This is a genomic window from Metapseudomonas resinovorans (assembly GCF_002003485.1).
Taxonomy (GTDB): Bacteria; Pseudomonadota; Gammaproteobacteria; order Pseudomonadales; family Pseudomonadaceae; genus Metapseudomonas; species Metapseudomonas resinovorans_D.
Map to the genome: position 1 here is coordinate 17,346 of NZ_BDMA01000023.1, position 21,774 is coordinate 39,119.

Here is a 21,774-nt window from a genome sequence, read left to right on the forward strand (position 1 = left end):
CTCATGCCTTTTCCACTTTGACCAGGAACGACTTGAATTCCGGCGTCTGAGTGTTGCCGTCACCCACGAAGGGCGTAAGCGTGTTGGTGATGTAGCCGGGCTTGGCCACGCCGGAGAAGCCCCAGTGCAGCGGGATGCCGACCTGGTGCACGGTCTTGCCGTCGACGGTCAGTGGCTTCAGGCGCTTGGTCACCACCGCCACGGCCTTGATGAAGCCGCGGTTGGAGGAGACCTTGACCCGGTCGCCGGCGACGATGCCCAGTTCCTTGGCCAGGGCTTCGCTGATTTCCACGAACTGCTCGGGCTGGGTGATCGCATTCAACCGGCAGTGCTTGGTCCAGAAGTGGAAGTGCTCGGTGAGGCGATAGGTGGTGGCGGCGATGGGGAACTGGTCCGCCTTGCCGAACATCTCCCAGTCACCCTTGAACACTCGCGCCGCCGGGTTGCTGGTGACCTTGGCGTTGTCCGGGTGCAGCGGGTTGCGGCCGATCGGGGTTTCGAAGGGCTCGTAGTGCTCGGGGAACGGGCCCTCGTTCATCTTGTCGAGGGCGAAGAAACGCGCCACGCCTTCGGGGTTCATGATGAACGGGCTCATGCCGGCTTCCGGCGCGAGATCGGCCTTGTAGTCGGGCACATCGGTGCCGGTCCAGGCCTTGCCGTTCCACCACACCAGGCGCTTCTTGTCCGGGTTCCACGGTTTGCCGGACGGGTCGGCCGAGGCGCGGTTGTAGAGGATGCGCCGGTTTGCCGGCCAGGCCCACGCCCAGCCCAGCGTCTGGCCCATGCCGTACGGGTCGGCGTTGTCGCGACGGGCCATCTGGTTGCCTGCGGCAGTCCAGCTGCCGGCGAAGATCCAGCAGCCGCTGGCGGTGGTGCCGTCGTCCTTCAGCACGGCGAATCCGGGCACTTGCTCGCCGGCCTTGAGCAGCACCGCGCCGGTTGCCGGATCGGTGAGGTCGGCGAGGGCCTTGCCATTGAACTCGCGGGCGATTTCATCGGGCCCCGGCTCGTCCGGACGCAGGTAGTTCCAGTCCAGGCCCAGGATCGGATCGGGGAAAGCGCCGCCCTCTTTTGCGTACGCCGCCCGCAGGCGATGGAACAGGCCGCCCATGATGGCGATATCGGTGCGTGCCTGGCCGGGTGGCTCGGCGCCCTTCCAGTGCCACTGCAGCCAGCGCCCGCTATTGACCAGCGAACCGTCTTCCTCCGCGAAGCAGGTGACCGGCAGGCGGAACACCGTGGTCTGGATGCTGGCGGTGTCGACGTCGTTGAATTCGCCGGCGTTACGCCAGAACTCCGAGGTCTCGGTGGCCAGCGGGTCCATGACCACCAGGTACTTCAGCTTGCTGAGACTGTCGGTGACCTTGGCCTTGTTGGGGAACGATCCGATGGGGTTGAAACCCTGGCAGAAGTAGCCGTTCACCTTGCCCTGATACATCAGGTCGAAGTAGCGCAGCACGTCGTAGGCCGGTACATCGAGCTTGGGCAGCCAGTCGTAGCACCAGTTGTTCTCGACGGTGGCCGACTTGCCGAACCAGGACTTCATCAGGCTGACGTGGAACTTGCCGTAGTTCTGCCAGTAGGACATCTGCCCCGGCCGCACGGGCTTGGTCGCGCGCTTGTCGATGTAGGCGGCGTAGTCCTGCTCGGCGTCGGCCGGCAGGGTCAGGTAACCCGGCAGGGAGTTGGAGAGCAGGCCAAGGTCGGTCAGGCCCTGGATGTTGGAGTGGCCGCGCAGGGCGTTCATGCCACCGCCAGGCATGCCGATGTTGCCCAGCAGCAGCTGCACCATGGCGCCCGTGCGGATCATCTGCGAGCCCACCGAGTGCTGGGTCCAGCCCAGGGCATACATGATGGTCATGGTTTTGCGGGGATCGGAGGTCTCCGCCACCTGGGCCCAGACTTTCTCCAGCTGTTCCTTCGGCGTGCCGCAGATGCTGCTGACCAGGTCCGGCGTGTAGCGGCTGTAGTGCTGCTTCATCAACTGGAACACGCAGCGCGGGTCCTGCAGGGTCATGTCGGAACGGACGTAGCCGTCCTCGCCCTTGGCGTAGCTCCAGGTGGACTTGTCGGGGTAGGCGCGCTTGGCTTCGTCGTAACCGCTGAACAGGCCGTCCTGGAAGGTGAAGCCGTCGTTCACGATGAAGGGTGCGTCGGTGTAGTTGCGCACGTACTCGTGCTGGATCTTGTCCTGGGTGATCAGGTAGTTGATCAAGCCGCCGAGGAAGGCGATATCGGTCCCCGTGCGGATCGGCGCGTAGTAGTCGGCGACGGCGGCCGAACGGGTAAAGCGCGGGTCGACCACAATCAGCCGGGCGTTGTTGTGCGCCTTGGCTTCGGTGACCCATTTGAATCCACAGGGGTGGGCTTCGGCGGCGTTGCCGCCCATGATCAGCACCAGATCGGCATTCTTGATGTCGGTCCAGTGGTTCGTCATGGCTCCTCGGCCAAACGTCGGGGCAAGACCTGCCACCGTCGGGCCATGTCAGACACGCGCTTGGTTATCGAACCCCAGCATGCCCAGGGAACGCACCACCTTGTGGGTGATGTAGCCCGCTTCGTTGGAAGAAGCCGACGCAGCAAGAAAGCCCGTGCTCAGCCAGCGATTCACGGTCTGGCCCTGGGCGTTCTGCGTGACGAAGTTGGCGTCGCGGTCGGCCTTCATCAGCTTGGCGATGCGGTCGAGGGCGTCATCCCACTCGATGCGCTTCCATTCGCTGGAGCCGGGCTCGCGAATCTCAGGGTACTTGAGGCGGTTGGGGCTGTGGACGAAATCCAGCAGGCCCGCGCCTTTCGGGCAGAGGGTGCCGCGGTTCACCGGGTGATCCGCGTCGCCTTCGATATGGATGATGTTCTGCGCGACGTTCTTCGCGGCATCGCCCTGGCTGTACATGATCAGGCCACAGCCGACCGAGCAGTAAGGGCAGGTGTTGCGCGTCTCGATGGTGCGCGCCAGTTTGAAATGACGTACCTGGTCGGCGAAGGCTGCCGGGGGGGCGACCCCCAGAGCCGCCAGGCTCGATCCTCCAAGGCCCACAGCACAGACCTTGAAGAACTGTCGACGGTTCATGTCCATCGTGCTCTCCCTTATCAGGCAGGCGGTACCCGGTGCATGCCAGGCGTACCTCTTGAAAGGTTAGTCAGGTTCGGGGGTATTGCCAGATGGGTGCCCTGGACGCGGGCTTCAACGCTCAGGTGGACCCTCGGACAGCAACCAGTACGCTCACAAAAGAGCGCCTCGGGCATACTAGGCGCCCCTCGACTTCCTCCCGGAGATCCCCATGCCCAAGGCCTGGTGGCTGCTCGCCCTGCCCTTCGTCGCCGGTGCCTTCCTGCCCCTGCAGGCCGGTATCAATGGCCAGTTGGCCAAACAGATTTCCAGCGTCATGAGCGCTGCCCTGGTGTCCTTCGTGGTGGGCACCCTGGCCCTGCTCACGGTGGTACTGATCCAGCGCGAATTGCCGACCTTCGATGCGCTCAAGGGTGTGAGCTGGTGGCAGTGGAGTGGCGGCCTGCTGGGTGCCGTGTTCATCGCCACCGCCGCCTTTGCCGGCCCACGTATCGGTGCGCTGCTGTTCATGACACTGGTGCTGGCTGGGCAGTTGAGCATGGCACTGACACTGGATCACTTCGGCTGGGCCGGCTTCCGCGAGGCCCCCATCAGCATCGGCAAACTGGCCGGTCTGGCGCTGATCGTAGGCGGCGTCTGGCTCATTCGTCGGGGATAAACGGCAGCGATATCAATCTGATGTCAATGCTGTGGCAGAACGGCTAAGCTCAGCCGACCTCTGCTGTATCTGTGATCACAAAAAGATGACCGATGCCGATCTACCTCATTCTCCAGAGCGATTCAGACTCTGGCGTGAAGTGCAGGACACCCGCACACGTACGAGACTCGGCGGCGTCTACTACCTCCTGGCCTGGCTGCTCTGCTGGCTGTTCAGTGCAGCGCCGATGGAACACTTTGGCGTGGGGTTGCTTGGAAGCGGCTTCTTCGCCCTGATGCTGGCAGCGCGCTTGCTGCACCAACCTCCGGTAGGGGGCAGCGAACCCGAATTGCAGCGCTGGCTGGACCGGCATTGGGGCGTGATCCTGGTGTCGTCCATCGGCTGGGGACTGGCCCACGCGTGGGTGTTGCTGGCGCCCGAATTCCGCCCCTCGAGCCTGATCGGCACCCTGGCCACCATCGCCTTCAGCACCGCAATGGCCTTCAACTTCGCCATGCGTCGGCGCCGCGCGATCATCGCCATCCTGCTGCTGTACCTGCCGGGCCTGGTGGTGCTGGGCGTCTCTCCAGAAGGGACACGTGCAGAGCTGGTCACCCTCGCCTTCTACCTCAGTTACCTGCTGCTGGCGCTGAATCGCAGCCACCGTGAATACGGCACCATGCTCGCCCTGGAGTTGCAGCTGCTGGAGCAGCGCCAGCGCCTGGACACCCTGAGCCGCACCGACGTCCTGACCCAACTGGGCAACCGCTACCAGTTCAACAACCTGTTCCCGGCCATGTGCGCCAGCGCCCAACGCCACGGCAGTGAGCTGTCGTTGCTGCTGATGGACATCGACTTCTTCAAGCGGATCAACGACGAACACGGCCACAGCGTGGGCGATGCCTGCCTGCGCGCGTTCGGCGAGCGCATGCGCGAATTCTTCCGCCGCGACAGCGATGCGCTGCTGCGCCTGGGCGGTGAGGAGTTCGGCGTACTGATGCCGGATACCAGCATGGAACAGGCCCGTCACCTGGCCGAGCAGTTCCGCGAGGACCTGGCCAATCGCGGCTTTCAGCTTGACGGTCAGCACTTGCCGGTGACCACGAGCCTGGGCCTCGGCTGCTTCGACGAGCGCGACGGCGGCAGTGCGGAAGCCTTCTTCAAACGCGTGGACGACGCGCTGTACCGCGCGAAGGCGCTGGGGCGGGACAGGTTGGAGATGGCCGACGGCTGAGCTTGTCGGCGTAGGCATTCCCGGTAGGGTGCGCCGCGCGCACCGGTGCATTGCAGCGGGGCTGATTCCGTAATTGGTGCGCATGGCGCACCCTACCCGTAGCTCCGAGTTTCACTGGAGCCATGATCCCTGTGGGGGCGATTTCAATCGCTGGGCAGCCCAAAGGGCTGCCCATCTCCTGCTCACAACCTGAACTTACCCACCTGCTGCGCCAGGTCTCCGGCCAGGCGGCTCAAGGTCTGGCATTCCTCGCGGCAGCCGCGCACTTCGCTGGCAGTCGCGTGGGCCAGGTCGGCGATGCCCTGGACGTTGCGGTTGATTTCCTCGGTCACCGACGACTGCTCCTCGGTGGCCGCCGCGACCTGGTGGTTCATGTCGCTGATGCGCTCCACCTGATCGGTGATGGCGCCCAGGGAGGTGCCGGTGCGCTGGCTGGCCTCGACCCCGGTGCCGGTCGCCGCCTGGCCTGCGTGCATGGAATGCACTGCGGTGTCGGCGCCGTGCTTGAGGCGCTGGATCATCTGCTGGATTTCATCGGTGGAGGCCTGGGTTCGGCTGGCCAGGGTACGCACCTCATCGGCGACCACGGCGAAGCCTCGTCCCATTTCGCCGGCACGCGCGGCTTCGATAGCGGCGTTCAGCGCCAGCAGGTTGGTCTGTTCGGAGATACCACGGATCACCGCCAGCACCTGGTCGATGGAGGCAACCTGGCTGGCCAGCTCGCTCACCGCCGAGGCGGCGACACCGATTTCGTTGGACATCTTCTCGATGTGCCCGACGGACTCGCCCACCACCTGGCGCGCCTGCAAGGACTCGTCGCGGGCTTGCTGCGAAGCCTGGGCGGCGGTGCCGGCGTTGCGGGCAATCTCCTGCACGGTGAGACCCATCTCATGCACAGCGGTGGCGACCATGTCGGTCATTTCCTGCTGCTGGCCGGAGCGAGTCGCGGTGTTGTCCACCACCTGGGCCACCTGACCCACCACCTTGTGCAGGCGCTGGCTGGTGTCGAGCACTTCGCCGATCAGGCTGCGCTGGCTTTCCAGGAAGCGGTTGAAGCCGCGGGCGAGGTCGCCCAGTTCATCGGCACGGGACTCGTCCAGGCGACGGGTGAGATCGCCACCCCCGCCACCGATTTCCACCAGCGCCGCGGTGACCTGGCGAATGGGCCGTACCAAGCCGCGCGCCAGCACCACCACCAAGAGCAGGCAGAGGGCGAGCACACCGAACCCGGCGAAGCTGCTGGTCCACATGGCCTTGCGCGCTTCGGCATAGATTTCCGCCTCAGGCACTTCGCTCACCAGTTGCCAGCCGAGGCTTTCCAGGGGACGGGCCAGGGCCAGGTAATCCTCGCCATCGCGGTTGAAGCGAATGGCCTTGCCGCCAGCCGCCAGCAGTTGCGCCGCCGAATCGGCACCGAAAACGTCGGTCAGGCGGGCGCTGCCATTCAGGGCGGCGTCGGGGTGCACCTTGATGTCGCCTTCGCTGTCCATCAGGAAGACGCGGCCGCGCTCACCGAAGCGGAAGTCGCGGATCATCTCGGACATGGACTGCAGGCTGTAGCCCAGGCCGGAAACACCGAGCGTCTTGCCATTGCGGCTGATGCGCTGGTTGATGAACAGGGTTGGCAGGCGGGTGCCCTTGTCGATATCGATTTCCAGCACCCGATTCCGGTCGCTGTCCACCAGCTTGTAGAACCACTGGTTCTCCGGCTGGCTGCGGGAAATGGTGCGCGCCAGACCTTGGCCCGTGTAGTAGTGACCGCTGTCCAGCACCGCGATGGAGGTGGTGGTGGCGTTCTGCTGGGCGCGTACGCCTTCCAGGTAGCGGGCAAAGGCCTCGGCGCGGGCCGGCTCTTCGCCTTCGGCCAGCCAGTCCTGCACCAATGCGTTCTCGGCGATGCCGGCGTTGGCGGTAATGGGGGCGGCCAGCGTGCGCTCCAGGGAGTTGCCGATCGCCTGTACGCGGGCCGGCAAGGCTTCATCCAGCAGGAAACGTTCGGTCAGGCGGTTCATCAACACCGAATAGATGCCAATGACGATGAGGATGCCGGCGAGCAGGGCTGCACCCATGCTGAGGATCAGCTGCCACTGAATACTGCGTTGCCAGAGGCGCATGGAGTTGTCTCCTTGGAGTGCTTGTTGGAGGCGAGACGAGGGGCGGGAGATTGTATACAAATTGTTCGACAATATTCCCATTCTTTGCCAACAAGATTTATCGGCGCGCGTCAGCGAAAACTTGAACGAGCGGTCAGTCCGTGACGGCAAACTCCAGACGAGCGGTTTGCCCGGCTTCGTCCAGCACGCTCAGTTGGTGCCGGCCGCTGCGCAGAAACTCCTGGTTGAAGCTCTCATCCGGCCCTGTGGCGGTCAGGGGCGTACCGTCGAGGAACCACCAGCGCCTGCCGCTGCCACCGAGAGTGGAGAGCTGGAGGCGCAATGGCCCGGCGCTGCCCGACGGGCGACGCAGCTGGTCGCCTTCGCGAACGCCAACGATCGACAGCGGTGCGGCGGCTGGCGGCAGTGGTGGCGGACAGACCGGGGCCACCGCCGGCAGGCGCGTTGCCCGCCGTTCGCGGCGCGGCAGCCAGGGCTCCAGGGGCGCCGGCCAGAGCACGTATTCGCGAGCCTGGGCGCCGCTGCAACCGGCGGCCACCTGGCGTCCCCCTGCGTCCACCCAGAGGGATTGGCGCAGCCCCAGTCCAAGTGGCTGGTCGGCGGCCAGCAACGTAGGCGGTGTGGTGCCTTCCAGGGTCCAGGCGAAGCGCTGGCGGCGACAGTTCGGATCACCCTTGGCCATGGGCTGGCCAAGGGGCCAGCAGATGGCAGCGACGCCGACTTCAGGGGGTTGTGGGTCCACCGGCTGGGCAATGCCGCGCTGGGTATCGCGGTTCACCAGCAGGTCATGCACCTGCAACAGCAACGGGGCAGCCGACGCCAGGCCGAACTGGCCAGGCACCGGTGTGCCGTCGGGGCGGCCGATCCAGATGCCGATCAGGTAGCGCGGGCCGACGCCAATCGCCCAGGCGTCGCGGAAGCCGTAGCTGGTGCCGGTCTTCCAGGCCAGCACCGGGCGCTGCGTCAGCCGCGCGCGTGGGTCGCGGTCCGGTCGCGCCTGGCCGGCGAGGATGCGGCGGATGATCCAGGCGGCACCGGGCGACAGCAGGCGGCGTTCCTGCAGTGCATCCTGGGGTTGTAGCCGCAGGTGAGCGACGCGCCCCTGACGAGCGAAGGCGCTATAGCCGCTGACCAACTCTTCCAGCTTGCTGCCGGCGCCGCCGAGGATCAGTGCCAGGTTCGGCTCGCTGGCCGCCGGCAGCACCAGCGGCACGCCGACATTGCGCAGCTCGCCGGCAAAACGCTTCGGCCCGTATGCCTCCAGCAGCTGTACCGCCGGCAGGTTAAGCGACATGCCCAGCGCCTCGCTGGCGGACACCGGGCCGATGAAGCCCGCGGCGAAGTTACCGGGGCGGTAGTCACCGTAGCGTCGCGGCACGTCCTGTAGCAGGGATTCGGAGTGGATCAGCCCGGCGTCCAGGGCCATGCCATAGAGGAACGGCTTGAGCGTTGAGCCGGGGGAGCGCAACGACTGGACCATGTCCACGTGGCCGAAGCGGCGCTCGTCGGCGATATCCACGGAGCCCAGGTAGGCCCGCACAGCCATGGTCTGGTGCTCCACCACCAGGATGGCCGCCGAGGTGCGTTCCGGCAGGCGCGCACGCCAGCCCAGCAACAGGTCTTCCAGTCGCCGCTGCAAGGCGGCATCGAGGGTGGTGCGGATCAGCGGCGGGCTGCCCGCGGTGTTCAGTCGCCTTGCCAGCAGCGGCGCAAGGCTGGGCTCCTGCCGTGGCGCCAGTAACACCGGTTCTTCCATGGCCTCCTTCACAGCGCCGTCCGGCCACACCTGGAACTGCGCCAGGCGCCGCAGCACCTTGTCACGCGCCGACTGGGCACGTTCGGGGTGGCGATCCGGGCGCAGCCGGCTGGGCGCCTGGGGCAGCACCGCCAATAGCGCAGCCTCGGCGCGGGTCAGTTGGGATGGCGGTTTGCCGAGGTAGGCCCAGCTGGCCGCCGCCACGCCTTGCAAGGTGCCGCCGAAGGGCGCGCGGTTGAGGTAGAGCGCGAGGATCTCGTCCTTGGACAGATGCCACTCCAGCTGCGCGGTGCGCCACAGCTGGCGCAGCTTGCCGGCGAAGGTGCGCGAGTGCGGATCAAGCAGCCGTGCCACTTGCATCGACAGCGTGCTGCCACCGGAAAGCACACGCCCGCCCGTGAGGTTGAGCCAGGCCGCGCGCGCCAGGGCCAGGGGATTTACACCGGGGTGTTGGTAGAACCAGCGGTCTTCATAGGTCAGCAGCGCCTCAAGGTAAAAGGGCGACACCTCGTCCTGGCTGATCGGGTAGCGCCAGACGCCCTCGGCATCAGCGAAGCGCCAGAGCGGCGTGCCGTCTTCGGCCAGTACCACCCGCGCCAGATCGTCGTCCGGCAGGGGCAACGGGAACAGGCGGTCGGCCGACCAGAGCAGCGCCAGCATCAGCAGCGGTATCAGCAACGAGGGCCGGCGCAGGACGCGCCAGGGGCGGCCAGACCCTATCCACGCCATCCTGGCGGATACCGGGTCGACCTGCGGGTGCCGGGCCATGTCTTCTCCAGGGCAGGGCCGAATCAAGGGGCAGATGGTCGTCCCATCCGGGTTTCACTACAAGTCACCGTACTCCGCGAGCGGGCCGTCATCACACCGTCAGTCAAATTCCTGACTCCAATTCGCCGTTCGTCGTGATTTTGACCGTCAGTACACCTCGCCCCAGGCCGTTCCTTTACAGAGGCTCGGCCCCCTCCTAAACGAATATCAAACTGACATCAGTGCTTTGGCCGTCGCTGTAGTCGGTGCCCTTCTTCTTCACGGTCCCTTACTCAATTCAGGAGTCCCTTGCATGGGTGCTCGCAGATTCCTGCGCGCTGCCTTCGGGCTTCGTGCGCGCCTGCCGCAGCGGTCCGCCGCAGACTTCCATGGGCCACCCGGCGCTGTCGCCCGGCCCCGGTAAAGCCCATACGTCCAACAAACTCAATGCAAGGAACCCAGCATGGCCATCTCCCCCATCTCCTTCGGCAACACTCCCCAGGCCAAAGGCGACAGCTTCATCTACGACGACCTGGTGCGGACCGGTTCCAACTACATCTGCCTGGACGTCATGGCGAATGACCTGGGCGGCAAGGCCAAGACCCTCTACTCGCTGGCCGATGGCGTGCACGACGATGGCAGCACTGCAACCCGTGCGGAGATCCAGGCCGACCTCCTGACCCATGCCATCCTGAGCACGAGTGCTTATGGCGCACGGATCTGGATTGCCGAAGACCCGCTGGGTGGGGCGGTCAAGGTCTTCTACGACGCCAGCGCGATTTTCAACAGCGATGCCTATCGAAGCCTGGGGGCCGGCGAGCTGCTGACCGACAGTTTCACCTACGCCATCCGCATGGGTAACGGCACCCTCAGCTGGGCCACTGCGACGGTGCAGCTCGAGGGTGTGAACGATGCCGCCGTGCTGGGTTCGGCCAACGTCGAGCTGTATGAATCCAATCTCCCGCTGAGCACCGGCGGCACCCTGAGCATCAGCGACATCGACAGCCCGGCAACCTTCATGGCTCAGGCCAACACCGCCGGGACCTACGGGCACTTCAGCATCACCGCTGGCGGCGTCTGGACCTACACCGCCAACTCGGCGTTCGACGAACTGAACCTCGGCGACAGTCGCAGTGAGACCTTCAAGGTCTTCAGCGCCGACGGCACCGAAACCAGCGTCAAGGTGACCATCAAGGGCACCAACGATGCTGCCGTGCTGGGTTCGGCCATCGTCAATCTGAATGAAACCGATGCCCCCCTGAGCACCGGCGGAACCTTGACCATCAGCGACGTCGACAGCCCGGCGACCTTCATGGCTCAGGCCGACACTGCCGGGACCTACGGGCACTTCAGCATCACTGCTGGCGGCGCCTGGACCTATACCGCCAATTCGGCCTTCGACGAACTGAATGTCGGTGACAGCCGCACCGACACCTTCCAGGTGTTCAGCGCCGATGGCACCGAAACCAGTGTCAAGGTGACCATCAAGGGCACCAACGATGCCGCGGTGCTGAGCTCGGCCAGCGTCGAGCTGGATGAAACCAATCTCCCGCTGAGCACCGGCGGCACCCTGAGCATCAGCGACGTCGACAGCCCGGAGACCTTCATTCCGCAGACCAACGTCGAGGGCGACTACGGCAAGTTCAGCATCGACGCCAACGGTGCCTGGACCTACGTCGCCAACTCGGCCTTCAACGAACTGAATGTCGATGACAGCCTCACCGACACCTTCCAGGTGTTCAGTGCCGACGGCACCGAAACCAGCGTCACGGTGACCATCACCGGCACCAACGATGCTGCGGTGCTGAGTTCGGCCAGCGTCGAATTGGATGAAACCAATCTCCCGCTGAGCACCGGCGGCACCTTGAGCATCAGCGACATCGACAGCCCGGCGACCTTCGAGGCGCAGAGCAACGTCGAGGGCGACTACGGCAAGTTCAGCATCGCCGCCAACGGCGTCTGGACCTACGTCGCCAACTCGGCGTTCGACGAACTGAATGTCGACGACAGCCTCACCGATACCTTCCAGGTGTTCAGCGCCGACGGCACCGAAACCAGCGTCACGGTGACCATAACCGGCACCAACGATGCCGCGGTGCTGAGCTCGGCCATCGTCAATCTGAATGAAACCAATCTCCCGCTGAGCACTGGCGGCACCCTGAGCATCAGCGACGTCGACAGCCCGGAGACCTTCGAGGTGCAGAGCAACGTCGAAGGCGACTACGGCAAGTTCAGCATCGACGCCAACGGCGTCTGGACCTACACCGCCAACTCGGCGTTCGACGAACTGAATGTCGACGACAGCCTCACCGACACCTTCCAGGTGTTCAGCGCTGACGGCACTGAAACCAGTGTCACGGTGACCATCGCCGGTACCAACGATGCTGCGGTGCTGAGTTCGGCCAGCGTCGAGCTGGATGAATCCAATCTCCCGCTGAGCACTGGCGGCACCCTGTCCATCAGTGACGTCGACAGCCCGGAGACCTTCGAGGCGCAGAGCAACGTCGAGGGCGACTACGGCAAGTTCAGCATCGCCGCCAACGGCGTCTGGACCTACACCGCCAATTCGGCGTTCGACGAACTGAATGTCGATGACAGCGTCACCGACACCTTCCAGGTGTTCAGCAACGACGGCACCGAAACCAGTGTCACGGTGACCATCACCGGCACCAACGATGCTGCGCTGCTGAGCTCGGCCAGCGTCGAGCTGGATGAAACCAATCTCCCGCTGAGCACTGGCGGCACCCTGAGCATCAGCGACGTCGACAGCCCGGCGACCTTCATTCCGCAGACCAACGTCGAAGGCGACTACGGCAAGTTCAGCATCGCCGCCAACGGTGCCTGGACCTACGTCGCCAACTCGGCCTTCGATGAACTGAATGTCGACGACAGCCTCACCGACACCTTCCAGATGTTCAGCGCCGACGGCACTGAAACCAGTGTCACGGTGACCATCACCGGCACCAACGATGCCGCGGTGCTGAGTTCCGCCAGCGTCGAACTGGATGAATCCAATCTCCCGCTGAGCACTGGCGGCACCCTGTCCATCAGTGACGTCGACAGCCCGGAGACCTTTGAGGCGCAGAGCAACGTCGCCGGCGACTACGGCAAGTTCAGCATCGCCGCCAATGGTGTCTGGACCTACGTCGCCGACTCGGCCTTCGACGAACTGAATGTCGATGACAGCCTCACCGACACCTTCCAGGTGTTCAGCGACGACGGCACCGAAACCAGTGTCACGGTGACCATCAAGGGCACCAACGACGCACCCACCACCATTCCGGTAACCCTCGCCGCCATCGCCGAGGACAGCGGGACCCGCCTGATCACCCAGCTCCAGTTGCTGGCGGGCGCGCAGGATGTCGACAGCGCCGGTCTGACTGCCAGCAACCTGCAGATCACCTCGGGTGGCGGCTCTCTGGTCAGCAATGGCAACGGCACCTGGAACTACACACCGGCCCCCAACGATGACAGCTCCGTCAGCTTCAGCTACACGGTCAGCGACGGCGCGCTGAGCACGTCCGGCAGTGCCAGCCTCGACATCACCCCGGTGAACGACGCCCCGGTCAATACCCTGCCCGGTCCACAAACCACGCCGGCCGGAACCCCCAAGAGCATAAGCGGCCTGAGCATTGCCGATGTGGACGCAGGCTCAAGCAACCTGACCGTGACGCTGCAGGTCGCCCACGGCACGCTCTCCGCACAGTCCATCGTGGGTGGGGCATCCATTGGGGGGCTCAACACCTCGACACTGACCCTCAACGGAACGCTCGCCCAGATCAGCGCGACGCTGGCGGCCAATATCGGCTACCTGTCTGCCGCCAACTTCAGCGGCCAAGACACGCTGACCATGACCACCAGCGATGGCGCCGCCAGCGACGTTGACAATCTGGGCGTCACGGTGACGCTGGTGAACAACGCACCGGTGGCGACAACTGACACCCTGATCGTGTCCGACGGCACCCATGTGGTCATGTCCGTCGCCGCCCTGCTCGACAACGATTTCGATGTCGACGGCGCCTACCTGAGCATCACGAACCTCGGCAGTGGCGGACTGAACAACGTGACCAACCTGCGCTTCGTGGCAGGCAGCAACAACACCCTGATCGAATTCGATACGGCCACAGACCAGACGGACTTCGGAAGCTTCACCTACACGCTGTCCGACAATAACGGTGGCCAGTCGACGGGGACCGTAAACCTGATCGGAAAAGACCTCCGCCAGAGCACCGACCCGGGTAACGAAAACGACACGGTCAACCTCGCCGGCAATGCCTACCAGGCATCGTTCATAGACGGGAGAGCTGGCAACGATGGCATTACCGGTGCGGGAAGTGCGGCCGACCGTTTCATTGGTGGCTCCGGCAATGACACGCTGATAGGTGGAAGTGGCAACGACAGTCTTCGTGGCGGTGCTGGCAACGATACGCTGGACGGTGGCGACGGGGTCGACATGCTCGACCTGTCCGATGCAACCGGCGCGCTCAACATCCTCTTGGTCCAGAGCAGTATCAACGCCCCAGTCAGTCCGTCCGCCCCGGGACTGGGCAACGACAACTACCGGAACATGGAAGGCGTGATCGGCTCAGCCTTCGGCGACACCCTGACCGGCAGCGCCGGCAATGACGTCCTTCGCGGCGGCGCCGGCAATGACATCCTGGATGGCGGTGCGGGCAGCGACCTGCTCGACCTGTCCGATGCAACTGGTGCGCTCAATCTCACCCTGGTGCAGAGCGGCAGCGACACCGCGATCAGCCTGACCTCCGTCGGCCTGGGCATCGACAACTACCGGAACATGGAAGGTGTGATCGGTTCGATCTTCAGCGACACGCTGACCGGCAGTACCGGCAACGACGTCCTGGTCGGCGGTCTGGGTGCAGACCAGTTGAGCGGCGGGGGCGGCGCTGACGTGTTCAGGTTCAACAACCTCAGCGAGGCCGAGGACCGCATCCTCGACTACAGCGCCAATGACAAGCTCGATATCTCGGCGCTGTTCGCCGCCCCACCGTCAGGGGATATCGCCAACTACGTCAAAGCGGTGCAGGTCGGTACAGACATCTCCGTGCAGGTGGATGTCAACGGCAGCACTGGAGGCGCGAATTTCGTTGAGCTGGTCACCATCACCGGCGTTCAACAGGTAACGGCGACCTTCGGGGGCGGCGACCACATCATTCCGAGCTGACGGTGTTCCCCTCTCCCGAAAGGGAGAGGGGTTGCGGATTGGTACTTACTTGCCGCGCACCACCAACTGCTCTGGCGCATCACCCAGGGCCTGCCAGTTCGGCCGGTACATGGACTCCACCGTGGGCGGCGGCACGCGGTATTTGCCGGGGGTGACGGCACGGGCCAGGTACAGCAGGTGGGTGGTGCCGTACTCGCCGACATCCAGGGCCGCCACGTAGCGGTCGTCGCGGAACTCCTGATGCTTGATGGCGGCGTTCTGCATGGACTTCTGCCATTCTTTCACCGCGCTGCTGGCGTCGTCGAGGCTCGCGGCGCTCTGGGCGAGGTTCTGGTTTTCCAGCTCGAGGCCGGCGGGTAGCAGGTCCACCACCAGGGCGTCAGGCACGCGCTCCTTCGCTTCGATGGTCAGGTGCACCAGCACCAGCTCGCCGCTGTCCAGGGCGTTGAGGTCGAGGCGCTCGCCATTCGCGCCGAGGAACTCGCGGTGGATGGACAGGTTCTCGCCGCCCGCCGCCGGCGCAGCCAGCGGATAGCCGGACAGGGTGAGTTGCTGGTACAGCGGTTCGGTGCCGGCGGACGCGATGCTCAGCGGTTCAGCCAGCAGGTCACCCTCCAGCTTGAGCCCCGGCTGCTGATTGTTCAGCTCGCGCTGCTGGCCGCCCGCGCTGAGCTGCGCGCTCCAGTTCGGCTCGGGCTTGCCCAGCAGGCCGCGACCGGCCAGGTACAACGCGTTGCGCTCCTGGGTGGACAGCCAGCGCTCGCCGGCCACCAGATCGGCGAGGTCGAACAGACGTTGCTCGCGGGCACCGGCAGCCAGATCGTTCTCCTCCAGCAAGGCGAGGATCAGCGCCTGGTCGCGCAGCGGACTGCCGTAGTCGGCCAGCCAGTCGTGGCTGTCGCGCTGGATACGCAGGCCGAGTTCCAGGGCCTGGTCGGCGCGCGGTGCGTCGCCCATCAGCTTGAAGGCCGCAGCCAGCTGCACCAGCGGCAGGCCGGAGCGAGCATCGGCACGGCGTTCCCACAGACTGCGCAGCGCGCCCAGCGGCGCCTGCTGGCTGCGCGCCAGGACGTAGCCGGCGTAGGCCTGCACGGCAAAGCGGGTGTGGTCGGCGTTCTGGCTGTAGCTGACCTCGATCAGGCTGCGCTCCTGCAGGTAACGCAGCAGGCGCTCGCTGGCCTTCTTCAGGGCTTCCGGCGGCACGGCAAAGCCTTGGTCGCGGGCGCGCAGGAGGAAGTCGGTGACATAGGCGGTCAGCCAGTATTCCTCTTCGCTGTCGGCACTCCACAGGCCGAAGCTGCCGTTGTAGCGCTGCATGCCCAGCAGACGTTCGATACCAAGATCGATGGACGTGCGCCGCGCGTCATCCGGCTCGCCTTCCAGGCCGAGGCGCTTGAGCGACGCGGCGTCAGCGTACAGCGACGGATACAGGCCACTCGTGGTCTGCTCGGCACAACCGTACGGGTAGGCTTTGAGCGCGCGGATCTGCTCGCCGAGGTTCAGCGGCGGGCGACTGGACAGTTGCAGCAGCGCCTCGCGGCCGTCTGGCTCGTAAGCATCCAGGGTGCCAGCCGGCAGGCTCCAGCTGTCGCCCTTGAGCACCGCGCGGAATTGTTTGAGCTGCGCCGGATAAGCCGGACGCACCCCGAGGGTCCACTCGCGGCTGAACGGCGGCAGGTTCTCACCCGGAAGCTCCAGGCCATTCACCGTCACCTTGAACTGTCCCTGGCCGTAACCGCCCACCGCGCGCACAGGAATACGCAGGGTGGTGCGCTGGCCGTCGGCGAGCTGCACCGGCACGGCCTGCCCGCCACCGCTCTGGGTAAGGTCCAGCTGGCCGGCACTTTCCAGTTCGATGTCCAGGCGCTGGGGTTTGCCGGACAGGTTGGTGAGGTCCAGCGCGAGGGTGGTCTGGTCACCACCGGCGAGGAAGCGCGGCGCCGCGAGTTCCGCCACCAGCGGTGCGGCCACCACCGTCTTGGCTTCGGCCATGCCGTAGCGTTCGTCGGTCCAGGCCTGGGCCATCAGGCGCAGCTCACCGTTGAAGTCTGGAATGTCGACGCTGACTTCGCCCTGGCCCTGCTCGTCCAGGACGACTGGCGCACTTTGCAGGGCAACGATGGTGACGCTGGTCTGCGGACGCTTGCCGCCACCGGCCAGTGCGGCGTCGCCACCGAAGGCCATGGTCGCCAGACGGCCTTGGCCGGCCTCGATCAGCTGGCCGTAGACGTCGAGCTGGTCGGCGCCGTAGGCCTTGCGGCCGAACAGGCTGGCGAAGGGATCGGGCGTGGCATAGCGGGTGATGTTGAGGATGCCCACGTCCACGGCGGCCACCAGCACGTTCACTGATTTCGGCACGCTGCCATCGGCATTCTTCGCCTGTACCTGGACTTTCAGCGGTTGCTTGGGCCGCATCTTCTCCGGCGCGCTGAGGGTCAGCGCCAGCTTGCGCGGCGCCCGCTCCAGCGGCAGGTGCAACAGGCCCACGGCGCGCTTTGGCGTGACGCTGGCCTTGCGCTCACCGGGACGGATCACCAGCGCGCTGACATATAGATCGTGGCGCGCCCATTCCTTGGCCACCGGGATGTCGAAGCTCTTGCCTTCGGCGGGCACGTCAATGGGTTGCCACCACAGCGGGCCCTCGGCGGACTCCACCAACAGGTAGCCGCTGCCCGCGCTGGGCGGCGTGACGGTAACCTTGGCGGTGTCGCCGGCGGCATAGCCCGGCTTGTCCAGGGCCAGCTTGACCTGGTCGGGACGTACCGCGCCGCCTTCCGCGTTGTCCTGCCAGCGATAACCGGCCCAGAAGCGCAGGCTGCTGGTGATACCGGTGGACGGGTCTTCCACTTCCACGCGGTAGGGGCCCCACTCCACCGGGAAGCTGACCTTCGCGGTGCCGCCGGCGGCGACCTGCACCTGCTCTTCGGTGAGGTTCAGGTACTTCTCGTTGTAGTGGTAGGTCCAGCCATCGCTCTCGGAGTAATTCCAGTAGTAGTCGCGACGCTCGCGCACCAGGCGCACCTTGAGGTTGTCGGCGGCCAGCTTGTTGCCTTCGGGGTCGGCCACCAGCAGCTCGAACTCGGCCACGCTGTCGGCGTCGGTCTCCTCGCCGTCGAACAGGGCGCGCAGGCCCGGCAGGCGCTCGGCCGGCCACACCGGCTGCACCAGGCGGCGGGTGATCGGACGGCCGCCGGATTCCTGCAGGCTGGCCTGGAGGATCAACTGCACGGGCGACTTGGCCTCGGCCCAGCGGGTGTCGATATTCAGCTCGGTCTTGCCGTCGGCATCCAGCTGGGTGTCGTCGAGTTCGATGTCCTGGCTCAGTTCGCCCTCCATCACCGAGCCGAACTGGTAGCCGGGCAGCGCCTTCACCGCTTCGCGCAGCGGACGCACGTAGAGCTGGCCGGTCAGGCGGTTGCCGGAAGCCGGCGCGCCATAGAGGTAGCGACCGCTGACCTGGAAGCGGGCATTGTCAGACGGGGCGAAGGGCTGATCGCTGCCCTTGAGTTCCAGCGCCATGCGCTCGGGAAGGAAGTCTTCCACGAGGAATTCATAGAGCTGCGGCTTGCCATCGCCCAGGTCGAACAGCAGTTGCCAGCGGCCGGTGGGCGCTTCGGCGGCGAGCGGCAGCTGGTACTGGTAGAAACCACCCTCCCCGGCTGCCCAGACGAAGCGGCGGCTGACCTGTTCATCGGGGCGACGTACTTCGACGGTAACGGGCTGATCCTTCACCGCGCGGCCATCGGCATCCCGCAGCAGGGCATTGAGCAGCACGGTTTCACCCGGACGGTAGAGATCGCGTGGGCCGAAGACGAAGAACTGCAGGGCATGGCTGGCCGGGCCGGCAATGTCGAACTCGGCCAGGTCCAGCGCTGGCGCGGACAGGCGCAGCAGGCTGGTCTGTTCGTCCTTGCGAGCGATCAGCACTTCGGCCTTGGGCGCCAGGGGAATTTCGGCGTGGCCCTTGCCGTCGGTCTTGCCTTCGGCCAGCACGCGGCCTTCACCATCCAGCAGTTCCAGGGCGATATCGGCCTGCGCGGCGCCGCCTTCCAGGGCCTGGGTGAAGACATCCAGACGGTCGCTGTAGCGGTGCGCGGAAAGGCCGATGTCACTCAGGGTGAAGAGCGTCGCCGGATTGGAATAGGCGTAGCTGCCGGACTCCTTCATCACCGCGAGGTAAACGCCCGGCTGCTTCATCGGCTCGAGGCCGGCGATGGGCAGCAGCAGGGTCTCGCGGGTATTGCGTGCAGGCTTGAGATCGAAGCGGCCGGTGTAGACCAGGTCCGCCATCTTCAGCAGTTCGCGCGCCTCCCAGACGTCCAGGGCGCCGCGCTTGCCCCAGCGGGCGAGGAAGCCCGGCAGGGATTCGGTCTTCACGCGGAAGAAGTCCACATCCACCTTGTCGACGTTCAGCGCGATCACCGGCAGGCCTTCGGCGAGACGCGTGGGCAGCAGCGAACCACGACTGGCGAAGCCGACGGTGGCCTGCAGGTCGCGGGTTTCGAGGCGGGTGACGTGCTCTTCGGCGAGACGGGCGTCGTTCACCGCACGCAGGCCGGGGTCGATGGTCAGCACCAGCTTGCGCTTGGGCTCCAGGTGACGCAGGCGCAGCTCCATCAGGTTGTCGGAGAGTTCCCAGGCGCCATCCACCTTGCCGTCCTTGCTGTCCACCAGGTGCAGGCGCTCGGCGAACGTCTGCTCCGGATCGAGCGGCACCGAGAAGGTCACCGTCAGCGCACTCGCGCCGTCGAGCTGCACTTCGGATACGTCGATCACCTGCAGCTCGCGGCCTGCGTAGCGCTTGGCCAGGACGGCGGTGTCGACGGCAGGGCGCGCCGCGTCCTGGGTAGCGGCGGGTGGTGACTTGCTCGCCGCCTGCTCGGGGGTGGAGGAATCGCAGGCGCTGAGGAGACTCAGCACCACGGCCAGAAGTAGTCCTTTCTTCGGCATGGCAGGCTCTCGATGGGGAGTGCGTATAGGCGGCGAACTATAGACCAGCCGGGCGCTCCGGTGGCAGCTGGATGACAGCAGGAGCGATGCGCCTCATGAAACGGCACGCCGCTATACTGCGCGGCCTGACTGGAGCCCTGCATGAGCCTGTTCCTCGACGCCTGGCGGCACACCCCGACCCATCGGAAGGTCTGGGCGCTGGCCGCCCCGATGATCCTCTCGAACATATCCGTGCCCTTGGTCGCCCTGGTGGACAGCACGGTGGTCGGCCACCTCCCCCATGCCCACCAGTTGGGCGCCGTGGCAGTCGGCAGCACGCTGTACATGCTGCTGCTCGGGGTGCTGGGCTTCCTGCGCATGGGCACCACCGGGTTCGCCGCCCAGGCCGCTGGCCGTGCGGACGGGGGCACGTTGCGCCAGGTGCTGTTGCAGGGGCTGGGCCTGGCGCTGGGCCTGGCCCTGCTGCTGGGCTTGCCGGCGGTGCCCTTCAGCGACCTGGCCCTGAAGTTGATAAATCCTTCAGCCGAGCTGGACGCGCTGACCCGCGAGTTCTTCCACCTGCGCCTGCTCGGCCTGCCGGCGGCCCTGGCCAACTACGCACTGGTGGGCTGGTTCCTCGGCACCCAGAACGCCCGCGCACCGCTGGCCATCCTGCTGGGCACCAACCTGGCGAACATCGCCCTGGCGCTGTGGTTCGTCCTGGGTCTGGACTGGGGCGTGGCCGGCGCGGCGCGGGCGGCGGTGATCGCCGAATGGAGCGGCGCGCTGATCGGCCTCGCGCTCACGCGCGGCGCGCTGCGGCGGTATCCCGGACATATCGACTGGCCGGCCCTTCAGCTGTGGCGCAACTGGCGACCGCTGCTGGCGGTGAACCGCGACATTTTTATCCGCTCGCTGGCCCTGCAACTGGTGTTCTTCCTGTTGACGGTGCAGGGCGCGCGGATGGGCGACGCCACGGTGGCGGCCAATGCCCTGCTACTCAACGGCCTGCTGGTCACAGCCTACGCCCTGGACGGCCTGGCTCACGCGGTGGAGGCGCTGTGCGGCCACGCCATCGGTGCCGGCGATCGCGCGGCGCTGCGCCGTTCGCTGCTGGTGGCCGGCGGCTGGTCGCTGCTGGCGAGCCTGGCCTTCGCGCTGTTCTTCGCCGTCGCTGGCGGGCTGTTCATCAACATGCAGAGCGATATCGCGGCGGTACGCGAAGTGGCGCACACCTTCCTGCCCTACCTGGCGCTGCTGCCGCTGATCGCGGTCTGGAGCTATCTGCTGGACGGACTTTTCATCGGTGCCACGCGGGCTCGCGAAATGCGCGACGCCATGCTGCTTGCAGTCGCCCTTAGCCTGCCGCTGGGTTGGGGACTACAGTTTCTCGGCAACCACGGACTCTGGCTGGCCTTCCTCGCCTTCATGGCGCTGCGCGGGATCAGCCTCGGTGCGCTTGCCGTGCGCCTGAACCGGCAGGACGCCTGGTTCGCCCGGCCGCACCGATTGCACCCGCAAGCATGACCATAACCACAACGATCGACCTGATGACCTGAAGGAGTTCCCATGGGACAAGCTGTCGCCGCATACCTGCATTTTCTCTCGATCTTCGTTCTGTTCGCGCTGCTCGTTCTGGAGCACCGCCTGTTCAAGCTGCCACTGGACCTTGAGCGCGCCCGCAGCCTGGTGCGCATCGATCTCGTCTACGGCATGGCCGCTGGCGCGGTACTGCTCACCGGTCTGGCGCGGGTGTTCTGGTACGGCAAGGGCGTGGACTACTACCTGCACAACTCGATGTTCCACGCGAAGATGGGGCTGTTCGTGCTGATCGCCCTGCTATCGGGCTTCCCGACCTTCGTCTTCCTCAACTGGCGCAATGCCCTGAAGGCCGGCCAGGTGCCGCAGATCAGCCCCGGCAAGGCCAAGGCGGTGATCATGGTGATCCGTCTGGAATTGCTGCTTGCTCTGCTGCTGCCGCTGTTCGCGGTGCTGATGGCGCGGGGTTATGGGGTGATGGGGAGCTAAGGCTGATAGCGGCACCTGGCTCCCCGTAGGGTGCGCCGCGCGCACCGATTCCGGGCCGGCTCAGGCGCAATGCTCAA

General features: G+C 65.7%; 9 protein-coding genes. 5 read left to right on the forward strand and 4 right to left on the reverse strand.

The window, feature by feature from the left end; all coding sequences use genetic code 11:
* Position 1 precedes the first annotated feature (1 nt).
* Positions 2-3,076 (reverse strand): formate dehydrogenase-N subunit alpha, encoded by a 3,075-nt coding sequence (gene fdnG / locus MnOB_RS07785; RefSeq protein WP_158713778.1) that lies wholly within the window; start codon positions 3,074-3,076, stop codon positions 2-4.
* Between the two features lie 205 nt (positions 3,077-3,281).
* Here fdnG and MnOB_RS07795 point away from each other — a divergent pair, with 205 nt between their 5' ends.
* Entirely contained in the window at positions 3,282-3,728 is a 447-nt protein-coding gene (locus MnOB_RS07795; RefSeq protein WP_077523657.1) for a DMT family transporter, read from the forward strand.
* Between the two features lie 85 nt (positions 3,729-3,813).
* Positions 3,814-4,941, forward strand: coding sequence for a GGDEF domain-containing protein (locus MnOB_RS07800; protein ID WP_077523658.1), 1,128 nt, complete (start codon positions 3,814-3,816; stop codon positions 4,939-4,941).
* A gap of 182 nt (positions 4,942-5,123) precedes the next feature.
* On the opposite strand, the gene MnOB_RS29785 is transcribed toward MnOB_RS07800, so the two are convergent.
* Both MnOB_RS29785 and pbpC read right to left on the reverse strand, forming a co-directional pair.
* Positions 5,124-7,055, reverse strand: coding sequence for a methyl-accepting chemotaxis protein (locus MnOB_RS29785; protein ID WP_077523659.1), 1,932 nt, complete (start codon positions 7,053-7,055; stop codon positions 5,124-5,126).
* Between the two features lie 133 nt (positions 7,056-7,188).
* A complete protein-coding gene (gene pbpC, locus MnOB_RS07810; RefSeq protein ID WP_077523783.1) occupies positions 7,189-9,540 on the reverse strand; it encodes a peptidoglycan glycosyltransferase PbpC in 2,352 nt (783 codons plus the stop codon).
* Between the two features lie 481 nt (positions 9,541-10,021).
* On the opposite strand from pbpC, the gene MnOB_RS07815 reads away from it, so the two are divergent.
* Positions 10,022-14,740 (forward strand): beta strand repeat-containing protein, encoded by a 4,719-nt coding sequence (locus MnOB_RS07815; protein ID WP_077523660.1) that lies wholly within the window; start codon positions 10,022-10,024, stop codon positions 14,738-14,740.
* A 45-nt stretch (positions 14,741-14,785) separates the two neighbouring features.
* On the opposite strand, the gene MnOB_RS07820 is transcribed toward MnOB_RS07815, so the two are convergent.
* A complete protein-coding gene (locus MnOB_RS07820; RefSeq protein WP_077523661.1) occupies positions 14,786-19,690 on the reverse strand; it encodes an alpha-2-macroglobulin family protein in 4,905 nt (1,634 codons plus the stop codon).
* Positions 19,691-19,831: 141 nt separating this feature from the next.
* Here MnOB_RS07820 and MnOB_RS07825 point away from each other — a divergent pair, with 141 nt between their 5' ends.
* A complete protein-coding gene (locus MnOB_RS07825) occupies positions 19,832-21,196 on the forward strand; it encodes an MATE family efflux transporter (protein WP_077523662.1) in 1,365 nt (454 codons plus the stop codon).
* 42 nt (positions 21,197-21,238) lie between these two features.
* Entirely contained in the window at positions 21,239-21,697 is a 459-nt protein-coding gene (locus MnOB_RS07830) for a DUF2214 family protein (protein ID WP_077523663.1), read from the forward strand.
* Positions 21,698-21,774: the final 77 nt, after the last annotated feature.

Excerpts from the sequence above, each read along its gene's own strand:
- MnOB_RS07825 (WP_077523662.1), top strand. The coding sequence starts at position 19,832 with ATGAGCCTGTTCCTCGACGCCTGGCGGCACACCCCGACCCATCGGAAG.
- pbpC (WP_077523783.1), bottom strand. The coding sequence starts at position 9,540 with ATGGCGTGGATAGGGTCTGGCCGCCCCTGGCGCGTCCTGCGCCGGCCC.
- MnOB_RS07800 (WP_077523658.1), top strand. The coding sequence starts at position 3,814 with ATGACCGATGCCGATCTACCTCATTCTCCAGAGCGATTCAGACTCTGG.
- MnOB_RS07830 (WP_077523663.1), top strand. The coding sequence starts at position 21,239 with ATGGGACAAGCTGTCGCCGCATACCTGCATTTTCTCTCGATCTTCGTT.
- MnOB_RS07795 (WP_077523657.1), top strand. The coding sequence starts at position 3,282 with ATGCCCAAGGCCTGGTGGCTGCTCGCCCTGCCCTTCGTCGCCGGTGCC.
- MnOB_RS07815 (WP_077523660.1), top strand. The coding sequence starts at position 10,022 with ATGGCCATCTCCCCCATCTCCTTCGGCAACACTCCCCAGGCCAAAGGC.
- MnOB_RS07820 (WP_077523661.1), bottom strand. The coding sequence starts at position 19,690 with ATGCCGAAGAAAGGACTACTTCTGGCCGTGGTGCTGAGTCTCCTCAGC.
- MnOB_RS29785 (WP_077523659.1), bottom strand. The coding sequence starts at position 7,055 with ATGCGCCTCTGGCAACGCAGTATTCAGTGGCAGCTGATCCTCAGCATG.